Source organism: Mucilaginibacter sp. CAU 1740, assembly GCF_039839285.1.
In the GTDB taxonomy this organism is placed as follows: domain Bacteria; phylum Bacteroidota; class Bacteroidia; order Sphingobacteriales; family Sphingobacteriaceae; genus Mucilaginibacter.
In genome coordinates this window covers 566,061-587,634 of sequence record NZ_JBDOQS010000001.1, presented here as the reverse complement: position 1 = coordinate 587,634, position 21,574 = coordinate 566,061, and the positions used below count along the sequence as shown (strand labels likewise).

The following is a 21,574-nucleotide window of genomic DNA, read 5'->3' as shown; positions in this document are numbered from 1 at the left end:
ATGCGACAAGAAAACAAAATAACCATCTTATCGGGTATTTTTTAAGATGAATAAGAAAAGCGCTTGGGACTAAGCCCGTAATATTTTTCAAACAGCCTGCTAAAATGGCTCAGGTTAGTAAAGCCCAGTTCGTAGCCTACTTCGGCTACCGAGTGGGTGCCCTGCTTTAATAAAAAGGCGGCTTCATCCATGCGTGCCTGCTGATAATAATTGTAAATGGTATTGCCGAATGTTTGTTTGAAGAGTTGCTTCAGCTTCGTTTCGCTCATGGCCGCTATCCGCGCCAGTTCAGGCAGCACGGGTGGCACGCTCAAATCGCTAACGATCTCGTTGCGGATATACAGTAATCGTTCGGCATCAGCGCTGTTAATACTTTGATGGGTTGCGCTTTCGCGCGATGAGAGCTTATGAAAAAGGAGATAGAGCAACTCCTGCACTTTAATCTGCATATAAAAGTGACTCAAGCCATCGGCCATGTTCACGGTTGCGATGTTTTTAAGCAACAACTTGGTCTCGGCGGTCATGCTTTCGAAAAACAGGAAGGAATTACCGCTTGTGGTAATTGTTTCGAGTATGGAATTGGGCTGATGTAAAGCCAGCAATTCTTTTAACCGCGGGACCATAACGCCTATTACGGCATAGTGAATTTGATGATGGGCAGGAAAGCGAATGGTTGAACTCAAATCGTTTGAGGTAACCTGGATAGCCGAATCATCCCGCTGTGAAAACATCACCCGGGGCTTATCATTAAAATCTATCTCGAGCGATTGTTCGTTATTATAGAAAAAGATAGTGAGCAGGTCGTTTCCGCCTTCAAATGAATTTCGTTTTATAATAAGATCTTCCTTAAGCTTATAACGATGTAGCGTGATCTTAAAATCCGGACCAAACAGTAACCGGCGGATGTAGCCCTCCCCTAAAGTCTCGGGCATCATCATTAAATTGTTATCTATCGGCATCTGGATGTGCCGCGCAAACTGTGTAAGAAAATCAAAATCGCGCGTGGCCGAAAAACTAAATATCATTAACCTTAGCTGGATGTGATGATTATTTATCTAAATTGGATACTAATCCTCAATACTTTTAATCGGATTAAATTTACTAATTTCAATACATCAAGCAATAGGGTTCTATCAATCGCCGGTTTTAGTGTAATCAAGCTCCCTTACTTTTACATCCTTTCCATCCTGCTGCTGGTAATATTCTTCTATGTAATGGTTTTCGTCTATGATTTTCAGGATACGCTTGTTTTTCTCCTTCGTACCAGCAATCAATTCGGTTTCTGAAACATATGTAAATTGTTTTTTTGCTGCATCATAATCGCCGGTTTCTTCCTGAATATCACTGCCAATATGATTATTGATAGAAACCGTAACATATTTTGCAGCCGGGTTATCATATCCCTCAATCTGCATGCCCTGATAAGCCTCTTCCTTCATCTGACCATCGGCTACCGGCACTTTCAGTTTGCCGCCGGTTATCTCAATCATATAAAACCGACCATTGTATATCGGCTTTCTGATCAAAGTTCCCTTAACAAAAGATAGTTTTGCATCTTGAAAGTGCCATGTACCGGCAAGCTTACCAAGTATAGCGTGATACTTGCCTGGTCGCGAATAATCAAGCATCTGCGTCATTACATCACCTACCTTTTTACTACTGTCGGCTGTTTTTTGCTGTGCTTGTGCCGTAAAACCGGCAAGTGTACAAATCAATAGCATCACGTGCCATACTGGCGCAATAATTTTCATGTTAACCATTTTTGTAAGTGCTTATGCCGGTTAAATTGTTTGGGTTAATTCAAACGCTGTGTTTAACCCTTTTATAGCAGGGCTACTAAGTACAAACAAACATAATCCACAAGAAAATATCTTTCGCTACCGTTGCAAATACTTTTCCATTTGTTACATCAAATATGGCTATCCTGCGTGTAGCGGCACAACGTTATAAAACCCTACACCACCTCCACAGCCTTCGGCGAAAATCCAAAATGCCTTGAAAAACTGGTAGAAAAACTTGCCGGGCTACTAAAGCCAACCATATAAGCAACCTCTGCCACGGTTGCAACCCTGCGGCTAAGCAAATCATGGGCGTATTGCAGGCGCACTATCCTGATCAACTCGCCCGGAGCCTGGCCTATCAGCGCTTTTAGTTTACGGTGTAGTTGTGTGCGACTAAGGCCTATATCCCTTGCAAGCTCATCGGCGTTATAACCTTCTTCGTTCAGGTGTTCTTCTATCGCGGCCCGTACCCGGGTTATAAAATCCTGCTCGATAGATGGCATGCTGATGGTTTCATTAAACCATACATCCTTGCGGCTATAGTGCTCGCGCAACTTTTCGCGCATGCTGAGCAGATTACTTATCAGCGCAAACAGCTCGCGCTTATCAAAAGGTTTAGCCAGGTAAGCATCGGCACCTGTTTCTATACCCAGCACTTTGCTATCTATATCTGCCTTAGCTGTGAGGATGATGATAGGAATATGACTTGTTCTGGAATCGCTTTTTAAGCTGGCTGCTACCTCATATCCGTCCGCACCAGGCATCATCAAGTCTGTGATCACAAGGTTGGGCACATGTTCAAACCCAAGGTCTATCCCTTCGTGGCCATCGGCGGCGGTTATTACCCTGTACTCATCGGCCAGCGACCTACTGATAAAATCCCTAAGTTCTTCATGATCTTCAATCAGCAGGATCAGCGGTTTCCCATCTTCGGTATTTTCAATCACGGGTTGAAGTCCGACCGGCACATGGCTTTCCAATACCTGTACCGCTTCAAATACCCCTGTTGGCTCGTAAGGCAGGTGTACATTTATCTCCGTAAATAAACCCTCAATACTTTCGGCCGAGATCTGGCCCCCTAATAACTCAACCAATTCTTTGGCTACTGCCAGGCCAATGCCGGTACCTTCGGCAGTGCGCGTATCAGATGGGTCAGCCTGGTAAAAGCGATCAAATATATAAGGCAGTTTTGTAGCAGGGATGCCTCTGCCTGTATCCCGTACGGTTAGGCTAAATTCGAAATGCTCCGCATTGCTTTCATCTTCCAAAAACAGTTCGATCTTTCCTTCAGCGGTAAATTTAATAGCGTTGGATATTAGGTTGAGTACCACCATATCCAGCTTGTCCCTATCGGCAAGCACCCAAAGCGTATCCCAGTCCGATTTAAAGTAGAGTGCTATCCCTTTCTGCACCGCCAATGATTCGTACGAGCCGATATGCATCCTGATTAGCGCGACCAGATCAAGCGGCTGGGGCGTAATTTCCATTACCCCGTTTTCCAGTTTACTTAGATCAAGCAGCTGGCTTATGAGCTGCGATAGCCTCTCAGCGTTGTTTAATATCAGCCGGGTATTTCTTTCGGCAATGTTATCTAAACCACCTTCCAATAATTCCTTTGCGGGGTTAATGATCAGGGTAAGCGGCGTTTTAAACTCGTGGGTGATATTGGTAAAAAAGCGGGATTTTACCGCGTCCATTTCCCGTAATTTTTCGGCGGTTTCACGCAGTTCCCCGGTTCGTTGTTCTACAACTTCTTCCAGGCGTTTGGCTTCGGCAGCAACCAGTTCGGTTTTCTCGGTTTCCTGGGCAAGCGCGCGGGCCGATAGCTCTTCAACCTCAACCAACCGGGCACCGAGGCTCTGATTTGTGCGCGCGAAATCAAGTGCCAGGTAAAGCGACAGGCAAACCGGCAATATCAACTGCCCAATGCTCATTGCAAAAACCCGTATAGAATTTGTCCCCCATGGCCAGATCGAAAACGTATCGTCCCATGCAAAAAAGTAGACCAGGGTTACAGCTGTGATACCGGCAATAACCAACCAAATACTCCTTTGCCGTTTTTTTATAAGATGAAAAGCCGACCAATAGCCATCCACCATAAAAATGAAAAACACCAACGAAAAATAGTCCTGAACCGGCCATTCAATGATGTATGCGAACTTAAGCACATAGCAGGTAAAATAAAACAGGCAAGCCCCGGTTAACGCCAGCAAACGTGGGCGCGGTATCTTTCCATAATCAAGCACATACAACAACGCCACACCCGACCACAACAATAACACCTTACACAAAAAGGTTGAAGTTTCGGCACAAAACTGAACTAAAGGGATACTTGCCTGGTAAAATAAATGAACGCTAATGGTGTTGATCCCCAGCATCAAAACAAAAAACGCGTAATATAAATTGAGTTTTTGTTTGGGATAAAAAAAGAAAAACAAAAAATGCAGCAGGCCCAATATGATCTCGGCCGCAGCGCACATAGGCACAAAACTAAAAAGCTGTCGGGTGAGGTGCGTACGTTTGGCAACGGCTTCGTAATCGCCTATCCAGGGTTCAAAACCCCAAAAATCCGGATACGCGCTCCCATAATTGGAGTAACGCATGGTTATAAGATGCGTGCGGGTATCATTAAACCACAGCGCTATCAATTCGCGCGGAGCGCGTACACCCTCCATTTCGGCGGCCGAACGGCCAACTTTGCCATAACCGCCAACTGGCTTTCCATCTACAAATATTTCGGAAGCACCATCATGGTTGATCCTAAAATCGAGCTTTACACCTACCAAACCGGTATCAACCTTTACCCATTGGGCAAACCAGGCTATGCCTTTCCAACCACGTGGCGGTTTCTGGTTACCGAAAACCGTACGGCGAATAGTATCCCAATTTGCGGTACTGGTTACAGGCAATTGTGCTTTTGGGATATCGCCAACGTGAACCCACCAGGTAGAATCGCACAGGGCCATTTCATGAACCTGGCTAAAGCTTGCGCGCTTTATAATGGTAGTATCCTGCGCGTATATTTTATTTATACTGAAAAGTAATAAGCACCATAACACGACCCGCGATAAACGCGTGCACGAAAACATATTATTGATATTCATAGGCAATCACTAATAACCACTCCCCCAATCAAAAATAATATTTTCGGGCGGGTAATCAAATGCATCTTACTGTTTTACAACACATAAAACCCAATACAATTGTTTTAACCGTAGTTATCAATTACGGTTTTAAGTTATTTTTAGCGCTGCCGTTTATGTTACTGCTATTTTATAGATCGATCACGTTGCCTATGCCTGGCAAATACAATGATAAACCGGCATTCGCAAAATCAAGGATCGCCTGGTCATGATCTATTTTTATAAAGCCGAAGGTATCATAATGAACGCCCACTACTTTTTTGGCACCGGTGTAGCGTGCCGCTTCTATGGCATCTTCAACGCCCATAGTTAGGCCATCCCCAATAGGCAATACGGCAAAATCAAGCTTGGCCCATTTGGCAATAAGCTGCATATCCAGGGATAAACCGGTATCGCCGCTGTAGTAAAAATTGCCATCGGGGGTTTTAAAAACATAGCCGCTGGCTACACCGCCATAACTGCCATCGGGCATACTACTCGAATGCACCGCTGTTACACATTTAACTGTTCCAAAATCAAAACTGAATTTGCCACCGGGGTTAATAGGATGGGTATTGGTAAGGCCTTGCTTGTTAAACCAATCGTATATTTCCCAATTGCCCAGCACCATAGCGCCGGTGCGTTTGGCAATTTGAACCACATCAAAAACATGATCAAAATGCCCGTGCGAAACAAAAATATAATCGGCCGCTATCTCATTTATATCGATGGCTTTGGCCAGTTCATTCGGGGTGATAAAAGGATCAAATAATAAATGCTTGCCACCGGCAAATACCGAAAAGCAGGAATGTCCGTAATAAGTAAGCTTCATGATTTTAAGTTTTGATGTGATCTTTAAATAGATACAATTCGCACGCCAATAAAACAAATACCTGACTATCAAAAATTTAAAACAAAATCTCTTTTATTAAATCACTATATTTCGTCAATCAATTTTTTGAGTTTCGATATTCCACAACTTTAATCGAATTACACGAATGCTTTTTGGAAGAAGTCCATGAAGCGAATTTGTGTAATTCGTTAATTCGCAAAAATTCGTGTAGAAATTTCTTACTTAAAGGCTGCCGTTTATTGGTATTTTTACTGCACATGCATCCCCTGATACAACATATCCAAAAAATGACGGGCAGCCGGGAAACCGACGAAGCACAGATCCTATCTTACTTCGAAACAAAGTCATTCAAAAAAAAGGAATTGCTGTTAGAGGAAGGTCAGCTATGCTCATCGTACTTTTTTGTTTTGAAAGGCTGCCTCCGTTTATTTTTTATAGATGGGAACGGCATGGAACAAACCATGCAGCTGGCCCTGGAAAACTGGTGGATGACAGATTTGGATGCCTTCCGCTCGGGCCGGAGGGCGGGTTGCAATATCCAGGCACTCGAACCCACAGAAGTACTCGTCCTATCAGCAAAAAACTATACTTTATTGCTGGATGCTATTCCTTTAATCGAAAAATACTTTCGCCTGGTATATGAGCGTGCCTATTCTGCCTCGCTTAGCAGGATCAGGATGATCTCAAGGATGCCCAAAAACGAGTTTTACGAACGCTTCGAGTCTCTATATCCCGATTTTACACAGCGTGTACCTCAAAAAGTACTGGCCTCCTTTTTAGGCTTTACTCCCGAATACCTGAGCGAACTCCGCAAAAAAAGAGTCGAAAATAAACACCTATGACCGATCAGCTTTTCCTCCATATCCAACAACTACTCCCGGATTTTACCATCCCCCGCGAAGAAATGGCCCATTTTTTCGAAACTATTTCGGTAGAAAAAGATACGGTACTGTTAAACGAAGGTGATATCAACAATACTATCTACTTTGTGAATAGCGGCATCCTGTATTTGTTTTATGAGGATAAAGGCAAAAAGGAAGTAATCCATTTCGCGCTCGAAAACTGGTGGTTAACCGATTATAAAACTTTTTGCGATGGCAAACCCGCGGTATATGCCATTGCTGCCATGGAAGATTCGAAAATTACCTGCATCAGCCGCCAAAATTACGAGGCAATGCTGTTGCAATACCCGTTGATGGCTTTGTATTTCAATAAAATTCATGAGCGGGCATACGGGGCGGCGCTTTACAAACAAAAAACATACGCCACTACGCCCAAACAGGATTTTTATAATTATTTCCGCCGTACTTACCCGGTGCTTATACAAAGGATCCCGGATGATATTTTTGCTTCCTACATCGGCGTTTCGCCCGAAATTTTGCGGCAATTACAAGCCGATTACCTTTCTTAAACCAGCTTAAGTTTTTGGCGTTCGTAGCTACCCATCTTTGTATTGTTAAATCATTTAAAACTTTACAAACATGAAAATAGTAGTTATTGGAGGCACGGGCCTTATTGGTACTCAAACAGTTAATATATTAAGAGCTAACGGACATGAAGTTGTAGCAGCTTCGCCACAAAGCGGTGTAAACACGCTAACCGGCGAAGGACTGGCCGAAGCTTTACAAGGCGCACAGGTAATAGTTGACCTATCAAACTCGCCATCGTTTGAAGATACAGCGGTAATGAACTTTTTCAAAACCGCTAATGAAAATCTTCTTCCTGCTGAAAAAGCGGCAGGCGTACAACACCACATCGCGCTATCCGTAGTGGGCACTAAAGATTTACAGGCCAGCGGCTATTTCCGCGCCAAACAAGTTCAGGAAGATATGATCAAAGCATCGGGCATCCCTTATACCATAGTTCACGCCACCCAATTTTTTGAATTTGCAGGCGGCATAGTTTACACGAGCACTGCCGATGGTAAAGTAACTTTACCCGATGCCAATATCCAACCTATTGCCAGTAAAGATGTAGCCGCTTTTATGGCACAAACAGCCGTTGCCGAACCTGCCAATACTATCCTTGAAATAGGCGGCCCTGAAAAATTTGACATGGCCGATTGGATCAAACAATACGCCCAGGCTACCGGTAAGGATCTGGATATCCAAAGCGATAAAAACGCATTGTATTCGGGCGCAGCTTTGGAGGCCGATACTTTAACTCCTTCAAAAGCGGTGCACCTCGGTTCAACAAAATATGCCGATTGGATCGCTGAACCTGTCAATCAGCGGTAAGCATTTACCGTTAAACTAAAACAACTTGTCATTTCGACAGAGCAGCGGGAGAAAATGCGCGCCGCTCGTCGAAATGACATTTTTATGGTATGCCACGATTACCCCTGTACATTTTTCAATCTCCCAAAACCCACAGCTATATAATCTGTTAACTCACAGGCTATCAAAATAAAATAGCCTTAAAAACAGGTTATGAAACTATTTAAATGCACCAATTGCGGGCAACTATTATATTTTGAAAACAGCTTATGCGAATGCTGTAAACATGTATTGGGTTTTGATCCACAAGTGATGAACCTGCATACATTAGTTGCCACAGATGATGGTAATTACAGTCTGCAGGATTATAAAAAGCCACTCTTCGGCTCGGGCAAAAGTCAACCGGCAAAATTTAAATACTGCCAAAATCATCAGTATGATGTATGCAACTGGCTCATCCCGGCAGATAATCCTGCTGTATTTTGCAAGGCTTGTGAATTGAACCATATCGTACCCAACCTTGCCGATCCCGAGCATTTAAGGCAATGGGGGTTGATTGAGGCTGCCAAGCATCGCCTTATTTACTCGTTGCTGCAACTCAAACTGCCCTTGATGAGCAAAATACAGGACATTGAAAAAGGCCTCAGCTTTGATTTTTTAAGCGACGCCGATCCATCGCAAAGGGTGCTGACCGGGCATGAAAACGGTTTAATCACGCTGAATGTGGAAGAGGCCGATGATGATAAGCGTGAACAATCGCGCCTGCAGATGAATGAGCCGTATCGTACGCTACTTGGCCATTTCAGGCATGAGGTTGGTCATTATTACTGGGACAGGTTGATTGACAATAGCACGTTTATTGATGAGTACCGCCAGTTGTTTGGTGATGAACGGGAAGATTACAGCCAAGCTTTGCAACGCAACTACAATGAAGGCCCCCCTGCCGATTGGAACCAGAATTACATTAGCACCTACGCCAGTTCGCACCCATGGGAAGATTGGGCCGAAACCTGGGCACATTACCTGCACATTATGGATACGCTGGAAACGGCAGATGCTTTCGGTATGAAAGTTTCGCCCCGTGTGGCCGATAAAGACAGTGGTTTAAAAGCGGCCATCAACGTAAGCCCCTACCAGGAACAGAATTTTGAAAAGCTGCTGGATTTATGGCTCCCGCTAACCTTTGCCATGAATAGCATGAACCGCAGCATGGGCAATGCCGACATGTATCCTTTTGTTATCCCGCCAAAGGTGGTTGAGAAGCTGAGTTTTATACATAAGGTTTGTTTTGCATCGAAGGTAATCTGAAGCGATTGAATTCCAGACTTACGAAGTTTTAAAAACTTCGTAAGTCTTCATCCGTTTGATTTCTACTCCAGCCTCCGCACATCCACATTAACGATCATCCTTTGCCCTGCACCGCTATACACAATCCCCTTCAACGGCGTAACATCAGCAAAATCCCTCCCGAAGGCCGTGCGCACATGCCTGTCATTAACCAGCAGGTTATTGGTGGCATCAAACTCTGTCCAGCCTGTTTCCGGAATGTAAAGGGCTATCCAGGCATGCGAAGCATCCGCACCAAAAAGCTTGGGCTTACCCGGCGGAGGGATAGTTTCGATATAACCGCTCACATACCTTGCCGCCAAACCTATCGACCGTAAACAAGCCAGCGAGAAATGCGCGAAATCCTGGCAAACGCCTTTTTTGTGCAGAAAAACATCTTCTACACGCGTGCTGATATCGGTAAACCCCGGTGTAAAATCAAAATCATTAAATATGCGCGAGTTAAGATCGAGCATGGCCTCCATGATCGGTCTGCCAGGAGTAAAGGATTGTAGAGTATAATCGCGAATCTCATCTACAAACCGGATATGGGCCGATTCGAGGTAAAACTGGCGGATATCGTTATCGGCCTCAGCGCTTCGCAGCCAGATCACTACATTTTCCCAGGGCATGGTATCCTTGGGGTTGGTTTTGATCCATACCGGTTCGGCTATCTCTACATTACTCTTTATCTCTACACTTAGCTTGCGGTGAAATTCCTCTATCGAAAAATAAATGAACTTATTCCCAAAAAAATCCTCGCGCATGGCCAGCGATCGCGGTTCAGGATGGATCTGGTAGTTTATTTTTTTTACTTCCTGAAAAGTATGATCAACCGGTACCTGGTAAACCAGGTTATGGCATAACGAGGCCCGTTGCTGGTACTCGTAGCGGGTAATGTGGGTAACCTGGTATTTCATTATAATTCGGGTAGCGGGTTATTGCTTTTTACAAAACTGTACTGGCTTTGGGTAGGGCTAAAATAACTTTCGTAAATAGCGCCCGATGCCTGGCCCAGCGTGGTAATTAAATGGTGCAGAAAATCGTGCAGCTTCTTTTTGCTCAATTCGTCATCATCATCTGGTGTTACCAGTTTATTCACGTCGCAAAGCCTGATCATGGTTAAGGCCTCCAATAGTTTTTTCCGTGCCGGACTTAACCCCCCTTCACTATTATCATCCGGCAGTTGCTTTAAATGTTCGTCTATTTTTGAGATCAAAAACGCCACCGACTTAGGGTTATCCTCGTTAACCAACAGCAAATTAAGTACACCCTGCATTTGCAGTGTAGATCGGTACAGGTAGCGGTAAGTAACCAAACTTTCGTGGCTCATCAGCACCAGCTCCATCAACTGCTTTTCAACATCAGGTTTAACATCGATTGCCAAAGCTGCCTGTAAAATGGTGCAGGTATTCATGGCCTGCTCTAAAAAGCGACCTGTATTGAGTAAACGCCAACTCGAAGCCCGCGTCATGTTATCATTATTGAGGCCGATGAAAGCCATGAGCTTAATAATAAACTGATCGAGGTTATGATAGATCTTGTGCAGGTTATCACCATTCTCCTTCATCAAATCCAGCTCTTCAGAGATGCTGTCCAGGATCCGCCAGGTATCGAGACTGAGCCTGTCGCGTACGGCGTAGCCGTTGGTTAAAAACGATTGCAGCGATTGAGCAAGCGTTCCCGGCCTGCTGGTTTCTACAGCAAGCGACAATAATTCTTTTTCGGGTTGGGTTAGTTTAACCTGGTCTTCGGCAGCAAAACCGGGGAGAGTTCCGGTTAGGGCGCTCAGGCTTTTTAATAAAATCACCAGTGTTTGATCGGTTTCGGGGTGGATCTCGTCGTCGCGCTCGTTATAAATTTTTAGTACGATGCGCATCATCCGCACATTACTTACTGCCCTATCTAAATAGCGTCCAAGCCAGAAAAGGCTCTCGCCTGTGCGGCTTGGCAAAATATTTTTAACCTGCCTTAGCGGTTGCTGATTTGCCGGTTGCTGCGGCGGGTTTTGTGGCAAAGGCCCCAGTACCCACGTATCTTTGCTAATACCGCCCGATTGATTGGAAGTTACCAACCCATCCTTAGCCGGAAAGCTTCGCGACAGGCCACCCTGCATCACATGATAAACCTGTTTTTCAGTATCGGCCACAATGTAACTCCTGAAAATGGCGTTGCTGGCCTCCAGGTTATTATCAATGAGCGATGGCGTGGTACTTAGGTTTACCACTTCCTGTGCCACATATAAATACGGGTGAGTATTGATCTCTTTTTTAAGATCTTCTATCTGTTTTTTGCTTAACTCGCTGCCTATGTATGGCCGGTTCTCATAACTGCGATAAGTTGAACGAACAATTAAAAAAGGCAGGTTATCAAACACGTATTTCTTTTCTTTCTCGTGCCCGCACCACCAGGTAGCCACAGATGGCAATATCAGTTCTTCGTTTAGCAGGTGACGACATAAACGCGGCAAAAAGGCCATCAAGCCGGGATTTTCCAATATGCGGCAACCCAGCGGGTTGATAACCGTTACCTTTTTTTGTCTTACGGCTTCCATCAACCCAACAACGCCCAGCTGCGATTTGCCGAAAAACTCCAGCGGGTCGCAAAAAATATCGTCAACACGCCTTACAATCACATCAACCTTTTCCAAACCACGCAGGGTTTTAAGCCATACATAGCCGTCGCTTACGGTAAGGTCTTGCCCAAATACAAGAGTGATACCCAATGAAGAAGCGAGGTAGGCATGCTCAAAATAGGTTTCGTTAGCCGTACCCGGCGATAATAACACCACCCGAGGGTTTTCCTTGTTTTGAAGGGCGAGTTTGGTGAGGGTGTTTTTTAATGTTTGATAATAGGACGAGATCTTGCGCACCTGGTTCTCACGGATCAGATCCGGGAAAACCCTCGTCATGGCGGCGCGGTTCTCTAAAGTATAACCTGCACCAGACGGGGCATCGGTACGATCGTGTAGTACCCAGATTTTGCCTAATGGCCCGCGGACCAGATCGGCTGAATATTGGATAAGCTGAAACTTGCCGGGGATTTTTATTTTATCAGCCTGGCGCAAAAAACCTTTGTGCGTAAACACTAGATCGAAAGGAATAAAACCTTCTTTGATCAGTCTGCGGTCGCCGTAAATATCTGTTAAAATCAAATTCAGTAGCTCGGCGCGCTGGGTCAATCCACGCTCGATGGTTTCCCATTCCTGCTGACTGAAAACCATTGGCACCGGATCCAACTTCCAGGGGCGGTTAATGCCGTCCGGATCGCTGTAAACATTGTAGGTAACACCGTTATCCCGTAATTCCTGGCTAATTTCCCTGCTGCGCTGCTCCATTTTTTCGAAGCCCAGCTCATCATAAGCATGCGCAAGCTTTTTCCAATGCTCGCGCACCTCGCCGTTGGGAGCAGCAAGCTCATCAAAAAAAGGGCTGGCCGCGTTACCGGTTTGCTGCAGGTACGTTTCAATCATGTTCCAAATCTCTTATTTTTTGGATATAAAATTTGTCTGAACTCGAATTAAACGAATTTGGTGAATTTTTTGAATTTGCTTTGCCTTCTGCCAATTCCTTAATTCTATAAATTCGAGTTCAGACAAATTATCATGCTATAAATTCGTAGCATTTTTATATCGCCTCAAATCCATCGTATACGGATACTCGGGGTTTACCACTTGTTGCGTAATGGTGTACTGCGGCAGGATATTCATTTTGGTAACGAACCTGCCACCGGCAGTTTGCTGACTCGCGGCCGGCTCAACCAGGTTAACCGAATGCCCGAAATCAAAAAAGCGCGAAATTACCCTTGCTTCGGCCTCGTAACTGTTTACCGGGAAGGTATCATAACTGCGCCCGCCGGGATGTGATACGTGATACTGGCAAGCAGCGACTGATTTCTGTGTCCAGTTGTCGTATAGGTCAAATACCAATGGGGTATCTACCCCGATGGTCGGGTGCAATGCCGACGGCGGCTGCCATGCCCTGTAGCGCACACCTGCAATATATTCGCCTTGTACGCCCGTGCTTTTAAGCGGAATTTTGAGGCCGTTGCATAAAAATGTATAACGGGAATCGGTGAGACCGGAAATCTTGACCTGGATGCGCTCCAGCGACGAATCAACAAAGCGGGAGGTTCCGGTACTCGACATTTCTTCGCCCAGTACATGCCATGGTTCGATCGCCATTTTAATTTCTATGTTGATATCATCAACCTGCAACTCGCCCAGGAAAGGGAAGCGGAAACTGAAAAACGGCTCGAACCACGAAATATCAAAACCATAACCGGCATCGCGAAGGCTGTTCACAACCTCGGTCATGTCTTTATAGCAATAATGCGGCAGCAGGAAACGATCATGCAGTTCGGTACCCCAACGCACCAGTTTATGGTTATATGGCGTTTTCCAGAACCAGGCCAACAACGTGCGGATAAGCAGGAACTGCACCATGCTCATGCGGTAGTGCGGCGGCATATCAAAACCCCTGAACTCGAGTATACCCAAGCGGCCGCTCGATGAATCGGGCGAGTAAAGCTTATCGATACAAAACTCCGAGCGGTGGGTATTGCCGGTAATATCCGTTAAAAAATGGCGGAAGATCCTATCCACCAACCAAAACGGCACTTCGTTCTCTTTCAGATCGGGGATTTGCTGAAAGGCTATCTCCAGCTCATAAAGTGTTTCCATCCGACCCTCATCAACACGTGGGGCCTGGCTGGTTGGGCCTATAAATTGGGTAGAGAACAGGTACGATAAGCAAGGGTGGTGCTGCCAAAAGGTAATAAAACTCCTTAATATATCCGGTCTGCGCAATAGCGGACTATCAGCCGGAGTTTCGCCGCCAAGGGTTACGTGGTTGCCGCCGCCCGTACCGGTATGCCTACCATCGATATTGAATTTCTCGGTAGCCAGGCGCGATTCGGCTGCTTTTTTATACAGGATATCGTAATTGGTAGCCAGTTCGCGCCAGCTTTTTGCAGGATGTATGTTCACTTCAATAACCCCCGGATCGGGCGTGATCATCATTTTAGTGATCCGATTATCCGTAGGTGGATCGTAGCCCTCTATCAATACCGGCACTTTCAATTTTTCGGCAGTGCGTTCAACCGCGTTAACCAGGTACAGGTAATGTTCAAAGTAGCTTGTTGGCGGGAAAAAGATAAACAGTTTGCCCTGCCTTACCTCAACCACCAAAGCGGTTTTAAATATGATATCGCTATTGTTAAACCTCCTGCCGGTTTCCGGGATCAGGTTGTCGGTGCCAGGCAGGTCATCTACATCAGCAAACAAACTCCTCTCTGGTAATTCCTCCAGTTGGGCCGGATCAACATACTGGATCGAATCTAACGGTAAACGCAAACCTACCGGCGAATTGCCCGGCACCAAAAACAGGTTATTACGCCTAAACGACCATTTGCAGCTTTGCCAGTTGTTTTGGCCAAGATCCCATTTTATGGGCACCACATAACCCACAGGTTCGTTAAGGCCGGTATTAAGCAACTCGGCCAGTTTTTGCCTTTCGAGCGGCGATTTCAGGTCAACCTTTAGCGGATCGACATTGATGGGTGTTTTGCTTTCTTCCCACAAAAAATAAAAAGGGTCCTCGTAAGTAGGCGTTATATTCTTACCGTCGAGATGCAGTTCCTGCGCAAGGCTGCGCATAAAGTTCTTAGCATCCTTAGGGCCGAGACCGTAATCTTTACTCAGATCGGCCATCAGGGTATCATTATTCCACAACGGCACATTATCCTTACGCCAGTAGCAGGCCAGTTTCCAGCGGGGTAGCGGCTCGCCGGGGTACCATTTGCCTTGCCCGTATTGCATCAGCGCACCGCTGCCATACTCATTTTTAAGTTTGTGGAACAGGATATTAGATAGGCGGCGTTTGTGTTCGCCATCGGCAGCCGAGTTCCATTCGGGTGCTTCGTAATTATCTATGGATACAAAAGTAGGCTCGCCGCCCATGGTTAGGCGCACGTTGTTGGCTTCAAATTCGGCATCAACTTGATCGCCCAGAGCCATGATATCATCCCATTGCTCGTCCGAGAATGGTTTGGTTACCCGTGGTTTTTCTTCAATACGGGTAATGGTGTTTTCAAAATGAAACTCAGTTTCGGCAGGTTCGGAGAAACCGCTAATTGGGGCGGCACTTTGTGGATCTGGAGTACAGGCCAGCGGGATATGCCCCTCGCCTGCAAATAAACCGGATGTCGGGTCGAGGCCCACCCAGCCGGCACCAGGCAGATAAACCTCCGTCCAGGCATGCAGGTCGGTAAAATCCTGTTCAGGCCCTGACGGGCCTTCCAGCGATTTGATATCGGGTTTTAACTGTACCAGATAGCCCGAAGCAAAACGGGCGGCCAAACCAAAATGCCTCAATAGCTGCACAAGCAACCAGGCTGTATCTCGGCACGAACCGGATTTAAGCTCTAATGTTTCTTCGCAGGATTGGATGCCCGGTTCCATGCGGATATTGTAGGAGATCTCGTTATAGAGCAACCGGTTAAGGGTAACCAAAAAATCCTGTGTTATCGCGTTCTTTTTAAGCAACTCGCTGGCCTTTTCCGTCAAATCCATCAATAGCGGACCGCGTTCGGTAACCTCCAGGTATGGCGCAAGGTTTTTGGTTAAAGTATCATCATACTCAAAAGGATAGTGAACGGCATACTCCTCAACAAAAAAATCGAAGGGGTTGATCACCACCATATCTGCTATCACTTCCACATCAACACTAAATTCATTTACCTTTTCGGGAAAAACGATGCGGGCCAGGTAATTACCAAAAGGATCCTGCTGCCAGTTGATAAAATGTTTTTCAGGCAGAATTTTTAGCGAGTAGCCTTTGATCATGGTACGCGAATGCGCGGCGGGGCGTAAACGGATAACCTGTGGCGAAAGCGAGATGTGTTTATCGTATTTGTAACTTGTAAAGTGACGGATAGCTACCTTTATCGACATAAATGAGGTTTTATGTTTATAAAAATATCCTATTTGTATTTAAATACTTAATAAAGCAGGTGGTTTTTTACGAGATTTTAAGACAAATGCCATTATCGCAAAAAAATGATAAAATTAAGGGTATTAATTGACAAAAATGCAGAATGTATTTATAGGCAATAGTATGATACTGGTTTTTTAGTCTATATTCTGACAAAAACGCAAGGTATTACCATCGGCATCGGTAACATAAAACTCCCTTCTTCCCCAGGTTTGATCAACCGGCCCCTGATGTACCGGCGAATTAGATTTACCCGATGTATCCAGTCCCCGGCTTTTGTATTTGGTAAAAAGCGCGTCGACATTGGTGGTGTACACATACACCACCGAACCAAACAAACGCTCGTTTTCGTATGTGGTGATCTGTAATTCGGTTTGCTCATGCCCCAGATCAACAACCGGCGAATCGGCTGTGTCATCAGGCCAGGTCATCACAAAATCCAAAACTTCGGTGTAGTACCTGATGGCGGCGCGCATATCGCTTACTTTAAACAAGGGAATGATTTGCATATATAAAGTTAAATAATGAATTGAGTATCTTTAACTATAGATATTCGGTTATGAAAAGATTTTCCTTAATTATATTACTACTTATCAGTTTTGGATTAGGCTATGGTTTTAGCCGCTTAACCGGCACTACAAATACCGGTCCGCGGGTTACAAGCCTGGGCGGTATTTTTTTTAAGGCTAAAGATCCAGCCGCGTTGAAAGCCTGGTATAGTAAAAACCTGGGCATCCCGATGGGCGATTATGGTGCTAATTTTGAATGGCACCAGGGAATGGATAGTACCAAAAAAGGGTTCACACTTTGGGGGCCGTTTAAAGAAACCACCAAATACTTCCAACCATCCGAAAAGCAATTTATGATCAATTACCGGGTTGTGCAGTTGAGCGCGCTTTTGGCTAAGCTGAAAGCTGCAAGTATTACACCAACCGATTCGGTAGAGAAAGTTAGCTACGGCAGCTTTGTACACCTGATGGATCCGGAGGGAAATAAGATAGAGCTTTGGAAACCTAATGATGTGGAGTACGCCAAGCTGGGAACGCAGACGGTTAAGTAAGATCACATAAAACATCAAATCGAACAAACCGCGCCGAGGAATACGCAATTTGTTCGATTTGACGCTTGTTTAAAGATTACTACCAATAAAATTTCACCTACTCCTCTACCTCAATAGCCGGAGGTATCAACTCATAAATTATCGGCGTTACTATCCTTGATAACAAGGTTGAACTGATCAAACCGCCTATCAATACGATAGCCAGCGGTGAGATCAACGGGTTGGTTGATATAGCGATCGGGATCAAACCACCGATAGCTGTTAAAGAAGTAAGCACTATCGGCAAAAAGCGTACCTCGCCAGCCTCACGAATTGCTTCCTGAAGACCTTTGCCTTGTCGCCTTAGTTGGTTGGTAAAATCAACTAACAGTATAGTATTCTTTACTTCGATACCGGCTAACGCTATCAAACCGATAATAGCTACAAACGATAGTGAATTACCCGTTACCCAAAGCGCCACCGCTGCGCCAACCACACCAAGCGGAATAACCGACAGGATAATGAGCATGCTTTTGAACGTTTTAAACAGCAACACCAGAACAGCAATGAACATGAACACCGTTACCAAAATGATACTCAAGAACCCGCCGAATGAGTTATTGCGCGACTCCACTTCGCCACCCATCTCATAGCTATAACCCACCGGCAGTTTCATCTTATCCATTTTTTGCTGCACATCATCAAGCACACGGCTTACCAAAAAGTTTTTTTGCACGTTAGCCTGTACCGATACCACGCGTTTCTTTTCCTGGTGATTGATGATAGCCGGTGATGCTTCCAGTTTCAGATCGGCCACCTGGTTTAGCGGCAGCGCATTGCCCTGCGCATTGTTTACGTACAGGTTGCGGAAAGCATCCAGGTTAGGGCGACCGTCTTTCATTCGCGTTAGCAAAACTGCGTAGCCATATTTGTTATCGTTGTTATAGTAAGTGCCCATGTCAAGTCCGGTTACGGCAAGACGCGCAATCTGATCAACAGCCAGCGATGTAACACCCAATTGCTGGGCTTTATCTTTATTTACAGCTACGCGGATATCGCTTTTCAACAAACTAACAGGGTTATTAACATACATGGTTCCCGGAGTTTGGTGCAGCATTTTTTCTACTTTGAGCGATAGCGCACGCAAGGTATCCAGGTTTTCGCCAAACAGGCGCACCTCTACCGGGGCCACCACCGGCGGGCCTTGCTCAAAGTTTTTAACTTCTACCTTAGCGCCGGGATAATGCGCCCAACGGTTCTGTAACTTTTGGATCAGGGCCAGCTTGGCATCGGGGCGGGTATCTTCATCCAACTGGATAAATAGCTGCGCGAAATCGCTGCGGTTATTTTCGGCAATTACGTTATAGTAAATGCGCGGGTTACCATGGCCAACATTGCTGGCGTAGTATTTAATGATCGGTTCCTTTTTCAGTTCTTTTTCAATGGCCCGGGTTATCGAATCGGTATAAGGCAGGTTAGATTGATTTGGCGTAGTGATATTGATCAGGAATTGCGGTTTCTCTGACGATGGGAACAAGCTGAAACCTATCGCCCCAAACAATTGCAGCGATGCCACAAATATCACCAAAGCAACACCAATGGTGATGAATGGGCGTTGCAAAGCCTTATCCAGCAAACGGGCATAGCTACCGTGGATCATCCTTTTCAATCCGCGCATCAGGAAATTGCCTTCGGGGTTACCGGTATGATTTTTCAATAAACGGCTTGATAAAAAGGGGATAATAGTTAACGATACCGCCATGGATGCCAGCACGCAGAATATTACAGCAAGGGGTAAACACCGAATAAAATCGCCTGAACCTTCAGGTAAAAATACAAGTGGCATAAAAGCGATGATCAGGATCACGGTACAGCCCACTACAGCCATACCTATCTGTCCTGTGGCTTTCAGCGTAGCTTCCATACGGCTGTGCCCTTCAAGCATCCATCGCTCTATATTTTCTACCACCACAATGCTATCATCCACCAGTAAACCTAAAGCCACCACCAATCCCACAATACTTAGCTGATTAAGATTGAAGCCGAACAATTGCAACAGTACAATACCAATAGCCAGCGAAAGCGGGATAGAAATCATTACAATAACCGCCGGGCGGATACCTAATGGCAACAGCGTAATGGCTACCAATAAAATAGCGATAATAAAATCATGACTCAAGCCGGTTAGCCTGCGGTTCACGTTATCGGCCTGGTCAAAGTTTTGTACCAGATCGATATTGGCTGGCAGTACCTTTTTAAAATCGGCAAGTACTTTAACATACTGTGTTTGTGTCCGGTTAATGTTTTCGCCTTCTTTTTGGGCGGCTACCACAAATACGCATCGGTGACCGTTGAGGCGGGCAATGTGCTTTTCCTCGCCATAACCATAATAAACATGCGCTATATCTTTCAGGGCGATGTTTTTGCCCCCCACAGCATAAACAATAGTATTGTTCACGGCATCAAGCGTACGGTAATCGTTAGTTTTAATATTGAAAGTCAGTTTGGATGCATCAACGCTACCGCCGGGAATGCTGGCCATCTCGCTATGCAAGCTGTTCACCACAGAACTAACCGGTAAATGCATTTGCGACATTTTTTCGAGGTTCAGCTCAATCCTCACCTGCTGACCGGGTAAGCCAAAAATAGTTACCTGTTTCAGGGCCGAAACTTTTTCCAACTCGTCCTGCAATTTTTCGGCATAGTATTGCAGCTTACTACGCGGGGCATTTTCTGATACCAACGCCGCCTGCAACACATTCACATCCGAGGGTTGTTGCTTTTGGATATCTATATTGGTGATCTCGGCGGGCAATTCGGCGCGCTTATTATTTACCTCGCGCACTATTTCCTGGTATTTGGAATCGATGTTGGAGCTGTATTTATACTCCACCCTGATCACTGCCACGCCATTGGCTACACTGGTACGCACGCGTTTAATATCATCCAAACCCGAAATCACTTTTTCCAAAGGCGTTACCACCCTATCCTCAATATCCCTCGGGCTGGTACCAGGATAATTTACAATAATGAGATATGCAGGCGCATGCATCTCCGGATCCTCGGACCGGGGCATATTCAATATAGTGGTGATCCCCAACACAATGATCATCAAAAAGATGACCAGCGTAAACTGACTGTTTTTTACAGCATACTCTGAAATTTTCATTTGGATGCTGTTTTAGGAGATTGAACAATAATGGCGCTGCTATCAGTTAAATAAGCCGAACCCGAAATAATGAGCGACTTAGCATCGGCCAGGCCATCGGTAATGGTCACAGTATTTTTATCGATAGCGGCAACAGTTACTTTTACCTTGCGGGCTGTTTTGTTATCGTCAGTTACAAATACATAGCCGTTGGCACCATCTCCATCTAAAAGGGCTTCGTATGGAATTTGCCAGGTTTGGCTGCTGGTAGTTTTACCATGCTGTATGCTGATGGTTGCCTTACCAAACATGCCCGATGCAATGGCTTTTGGCTTAGCGCCCGTAAGGGTAATATCGGCACTGAAAGTACCCGTAGCGGCATCTACACCTTCAGATCGGCGGGTTACCAAACCTTGCAATGTTTGGCCGGGCAATGAGGTGGTTTCGATTTCGGCTTTATCATTCAGTTGCAATGCAGCCCATTCATGATCGCTGATGCCTACCCTCAACTTCCACTCGCCAGCACCTGCGCCATTGGTTTGCAGCACAGCCGTACCAGCGGTAACCTGCTGACCGGCATTGGCCAGTTTTTTCAATATATAACCATCTTTTGGCGCACGGATCTGCGAGTATTGTTGGTTAAACGCCGCCATATTTAACTGCTGTTTGGCCTGTTGCATGGCGGTTTTGCTGTTCTGTAACTGCTCTAAAGTAGCCACACTGTCTTTATACAGGTTTTGGGTACGCTGGTAATCCCGCTCGGCCTTTTCATTGGCTAATTGGGCTTGTTGTAATTGAGCGTTGATATCTGTGGGGTTAAGGGTAGCCAATAGCTGGCCTTTTTTAACGGCATCACCCTCTTTAACATTTACGGTGTTGATGATGCCACCTGTCTTAAAAGATAGCATCACCTCATCATCGGTAGTAAACTGGCCCGATACCGTGATGGATGTATTGCCGCTTTGCTGCTGCAGAGGCATTACCTGTACGGGAATGGTATCGGTATTAGCATTGGATGTAACCGCTTTGGGTTTCGAGCTGCAACCATATATTAATGGCAGACATAATAGTAAGCCGGTGTATTTTAATGTTTTCAT

General features: G+C 45.5%; 15 protein-coding genes. 5 read left to right on the top strand and 10 right to left on the bottom strand.

Features of this window, described 5'->3' with window-relative positions; translation table 11 throughout:
* Nucleotides 1-41: 41 nt before the first annotated feature.
* The 4 genes from AAFN85_RS02580 to AAFN85_RS02565 all read right to left on the bottom strand — a co-directional run bounded on the left by AAFN85_RS02580 (nucleotide 42) and on the right by AAFN85_RS02565 (nucleotide 5,735).
* Nucleotides 42-1,025 carry an AraC family transcriptional regulator gene (locus tag AAFN85_RS02580; protein ID WP_347525393.1) on the bottom strand — a complete coding sequence of 328 codons (984 nt, stop codon included), beginning with the start codon at nucleotides 1,023-1,025 and terminating at the stop codon, nucleotides 42-44.
* 108 nt (nucleotides 1,026-1,133) lie between these two features.
* On the bottom strand, nucleotides 1,134-1,751 hold the full coding sequence (locus AAFN85_RS02575) for a DUF1579 family protein (protein ID WP_347525392.1): 618 nt from the start codon (nucleotides 1,749-1,751) through the stop codon (nucleotides 1,134-1,136).
* Nucleotides 1,752-1,954: 203 nt separating this feature from the next.
* Entirely contained in the window at nucleotides 1,955-4,885 is a 2,931-nt protein-coding gene (locus AAFN85_RS02570) for an ATP-binding protein (protein WP_347525391.1), read from the bottom strand.
* A 169-nt stretch (nucleotides 4,886-5,054) separates the two neighbouring features.
* The gene (locus tag AAFN85_RS02565) at nucleotides 5,055-5,735 is read right to left on the bottom strand and encodes a metal-dependent hydrolase (RefSeq protein ID WP_347525390.1); all 681 of its coding nucleotides are present in this window, start codon (nucleotides 5,733-5,735) and stop codon (nucleotides 5,055-5,057) included.
* 278 nt (nucleotides 5,736-6,013) lie between these two features.
* Between AAFN85_RS02565 and AAFN85_RS02560 the strand changes: the two genes are divergently transcribed.
* From AAFN85_RS02560 to AAFN85_RS02545, 4 genes are all read left to right on the top strand, one after another.
* Nucleotides 6,014-6,598: a Crp/Fnr family transcriptional regulator gene (locus tag AAFN85_RS02560; RefSeq protein WP_347525389.1), complete on the top strand. Its 585-nt coding sequence runs from the start codon at nucleotides 6,014-6,016 to the stop codon at nucleotides 6,596-6,598.
* Nucleotides 6,595-7,167, top strand: a complete 573-nt coding sequence (locus AAFN85_RS02555; protein WP_347525388.1) for a Crp/Fnr family transcriptional regulator — start codon at nucleotides 6,595-6,597, stop codon at nucleotides 7,165-7,167. The genes AAFN85_RS02560 and AAFN85_RS02555 overlap by 4 nt, the downstream gene beginning before the upstream one ends.
* 70 nt (nucleotides 7,168-7,237) lie before the next feature.
* On the top strand, nucleotides 7,238-7,993 hold the full coding sequence (locus tag AAFN85_RS02550) for an SDR family oxidoreductase (protein WP_347525387.1): 756 nt from the start codon (nucleotides 7,238-7,240) through the stop codon (nucleotides 7,991-7,993).
* Between the two features lie 192 nt (nucleotides 7,994-8,185).
* A complete protein-coding gene (locus AAFN85_RS02545) occupies nucleotides 8,186-9,280 on the top strand; it encodes a putative zinc-binding peptidase (protein ID WP_347525386.1) in 1,095 nt (364 codons plus the stop codon).
* 62 nt (nucleotides 9,281-9,342) lie between these two features.
* On the opposite strand, the gene AAFN85_RS02540 is transcribed toward AAFN85_RS02545, so the two are convergent.
* From AAFN85_RS02540 to AAFN85_RS02525, 4 genes are all read right to left on the bottom strand, one after another.
* Nucleotides 9,343-10,218 (bottom strand): transglutaminase family protein, encoded by an 876-nt coding sequence (locus AAFN85_RS02540; RefSeq protein WP_347525385.1) that lies wholly within the window; start codon nucleotides 10,216-10,218, stop codon nucleotides 9,343-9,345.
* Entirely contained in the window at nucleotides 10,218-12,770 is a 2,553-nt protein-coding gene (locus tag AAFN85_RS02535; protein ID WP_347525384.1) for a circularly permuted type 2 ATP-grasp protein, read from the bottom strand. The genes AAFN85_RS02540 and AAFN85_RS02535 overlap by 1 nt, the downstream gene beginning before the upstream one ends.
* Nucleotides 12,771-12,905: 135 nt before the next feature.
* Complete coding sequence (locus tag AAFN85_RS02530) at nucleotides 12,906-16,250, bottom strand: transglutaminase family protein (RefSeq protein ID WP_347525383.1); 3,345 nt, start codon at nucleotides 16,248-16,250, stop codon at nucleotides 12,906-12,908.
* Nucleotides 16,251-16,427: 177 nt separating this feature from the next.
* On the bottom strand, nucleotides 16,428-16,799 hold the full coding sequence (locus AAFN85_RS02525) for a glyoxalase superfamily protein (RefSeq protein WP_347525382.1): 372 nt from the start codon (nucleotides 16,797-16,799) through the stop codon (nucleotides 16,428-16,430).
* A 50-nt stretch (nucleotides 16,800-16,849) separates the two neighbouring features.
* Between AAFN85_RS02525 and AAFN85_RS02520 the strand changes: the two genes are divergently transcribed.
* Entirely contained in the window at nucleotides 16,850-17,350 is a 501-nt protein-coding gene (locus AAFN85_RS02520; RefSeq protein ID WP_347525381.1) for a VOC family protein, read from the top strand.
* A 97-nt stretch (nucleotides 17,351-17,447) separates the two neighbouring features.
* Here the strand turns inward: AAFN85_RS02520 and AAFN85_RS02515 are convergent, their stop codons facing one another.
* Nucleotides 17,448-20,498 (bottom strand): efflux RND transporter permease subunit, encoded by a 3,051-nt coding sequence (locus AAFN85_RS02515; protein WP_347525380.1) that lies wholly within the window; start codon nucleotides 20,496-20,498, stop codon nucleotides 17,448-17,450.
* Nucleotides 20,495-21,574 carry an efflux RND transporter periplasmic adaptor subunit gene (locus AAFN85_RS02510; protein WP_347525379.1) on the bottom strand — a complete coding sequence of 360 codons (1,080 nt, stop codon included), beginning with the start codon at nucleotides 21,572-21,574 and terminating at the stop codon, nucleotides 20,495-20,497. Before AAFN85_RS02510 ends, AAFN85_RS02515 begins: the two co-directional genes overlap by 4 nt.

What these genes read in the sequence shown, in the direction of transcription:
- AAFN85_RS02515 (WP_347525380.1), bottom strand. Translation starts at nt 20,498, where the DNA reads ATGAAAATTTCAGAGTATGCTGTAAAAAACAGTCAGTTTACGCTGGTC.
- AAFN85_RS02535 (WP_347525384.1), bottom strand. Translation starts at nt 12,770, where the DNA reads ATGATTGAAACGTACCTGCAGCAAACCGGTAACGCGGCCAGCCCTTTT.
- AAFN85_RS02520 (WP_347525381.1), top strand. Translation starts at nt 16,850, where the DNA reads ATGAAAAGATTTTCCTTAATTATATTACTACTTATCAGTTTTGGATTA.
- AAFN85_RS02540 (WP_347525385.1), bottom strand. Translation starts at nt 10,218, where the DNA reads ATGAAATACCAGGTTACCCACATTACCCGCTACGAGTACCAGCAACGG.
- AAFN85_RS02510 (WP_347525379.1), bottom strand. Translation starts at nt 21,574, where the DNA reads ATGAAAACATTAAAATACACCGGCTTACTATTATGTCTGCCATTAATA.
- AAFN85_RS02580 (WP_347525393.1), bottom strand. Translation starts at nt 1,025, where the DNA reads ATGATATTTAGTTTTTCGGCCACGCGCGATTTTGATTTTCTTACACAG.
- AAFN85_RS02560 (WP_347525389.1), top strand. Translation starts at nt 6,014, where the DNA reads ATGCATCCCCTGATACAACATATCCAAAAAATGACGGGCAGCCGGGAA.
- AAFN85_RS02570 (WP_347525391.1), bottom strand. Translation starts at nt 4,885, where the DNA reads ATGAATATCAATAATATGTTTTCGTGCACGCGTTTATCGCGGGTCGTG.
- AAFN85_RS02545 (WP_347525386.1), top strand. Translation starts at nt 8,186, where the DNA reads ATGAAACTATTTAAATGCACCAATTGCGGGCAACTATTATATTTTGAA.
- AAFN85_RS02550 (WP_347525387.1), top strand. Translation starts at nt 7,238, where the DNA reads ATGAAAATAGTAGTTATTGGAGGCACGGGCCTTATTGGTACTCAAACA.
- AAFN85_RS02575 (WP_347525392.1), bottom strand. Translation starts at nt 1,751, where the DNA reads ATGAAAATTATTGCGCCAGTATGGCACGTGATGCTATTGATTTGTACA.
- AAFN85_RS02565 (WP_347525390.1), bottom strand. Translation starts at nt 5,735, where the DNA reads ATGAAGCTTACTTATTACGGACATTCCTGCTTTTCGGTATTTGCCGGT.
- AAFN85_RS02555 (WP_347525388.1), top strand. Translation starts at nt 6,595, where the DNA reads ATGACCGATCAGCTTTTCCTCCATATCCAACAACTACTCCCGGATTTT.
- AAFN85_RS02530 (WP_347525383.1), bottom strand. Translation starts at nt 16,250, where the DNA reads ATGTCGATAAAGGTAGCTATCCGTCACTTTACAAGTTACAAATACGAT.
- AAFN85_RS02525 (WP_347525382.1), bottom strand. Translation starts at nt 16,799, where the DNA reads ATGCAAATCATTCCCTTGTTTAAAGTAAGCGATATGCGCGCCGCCATC.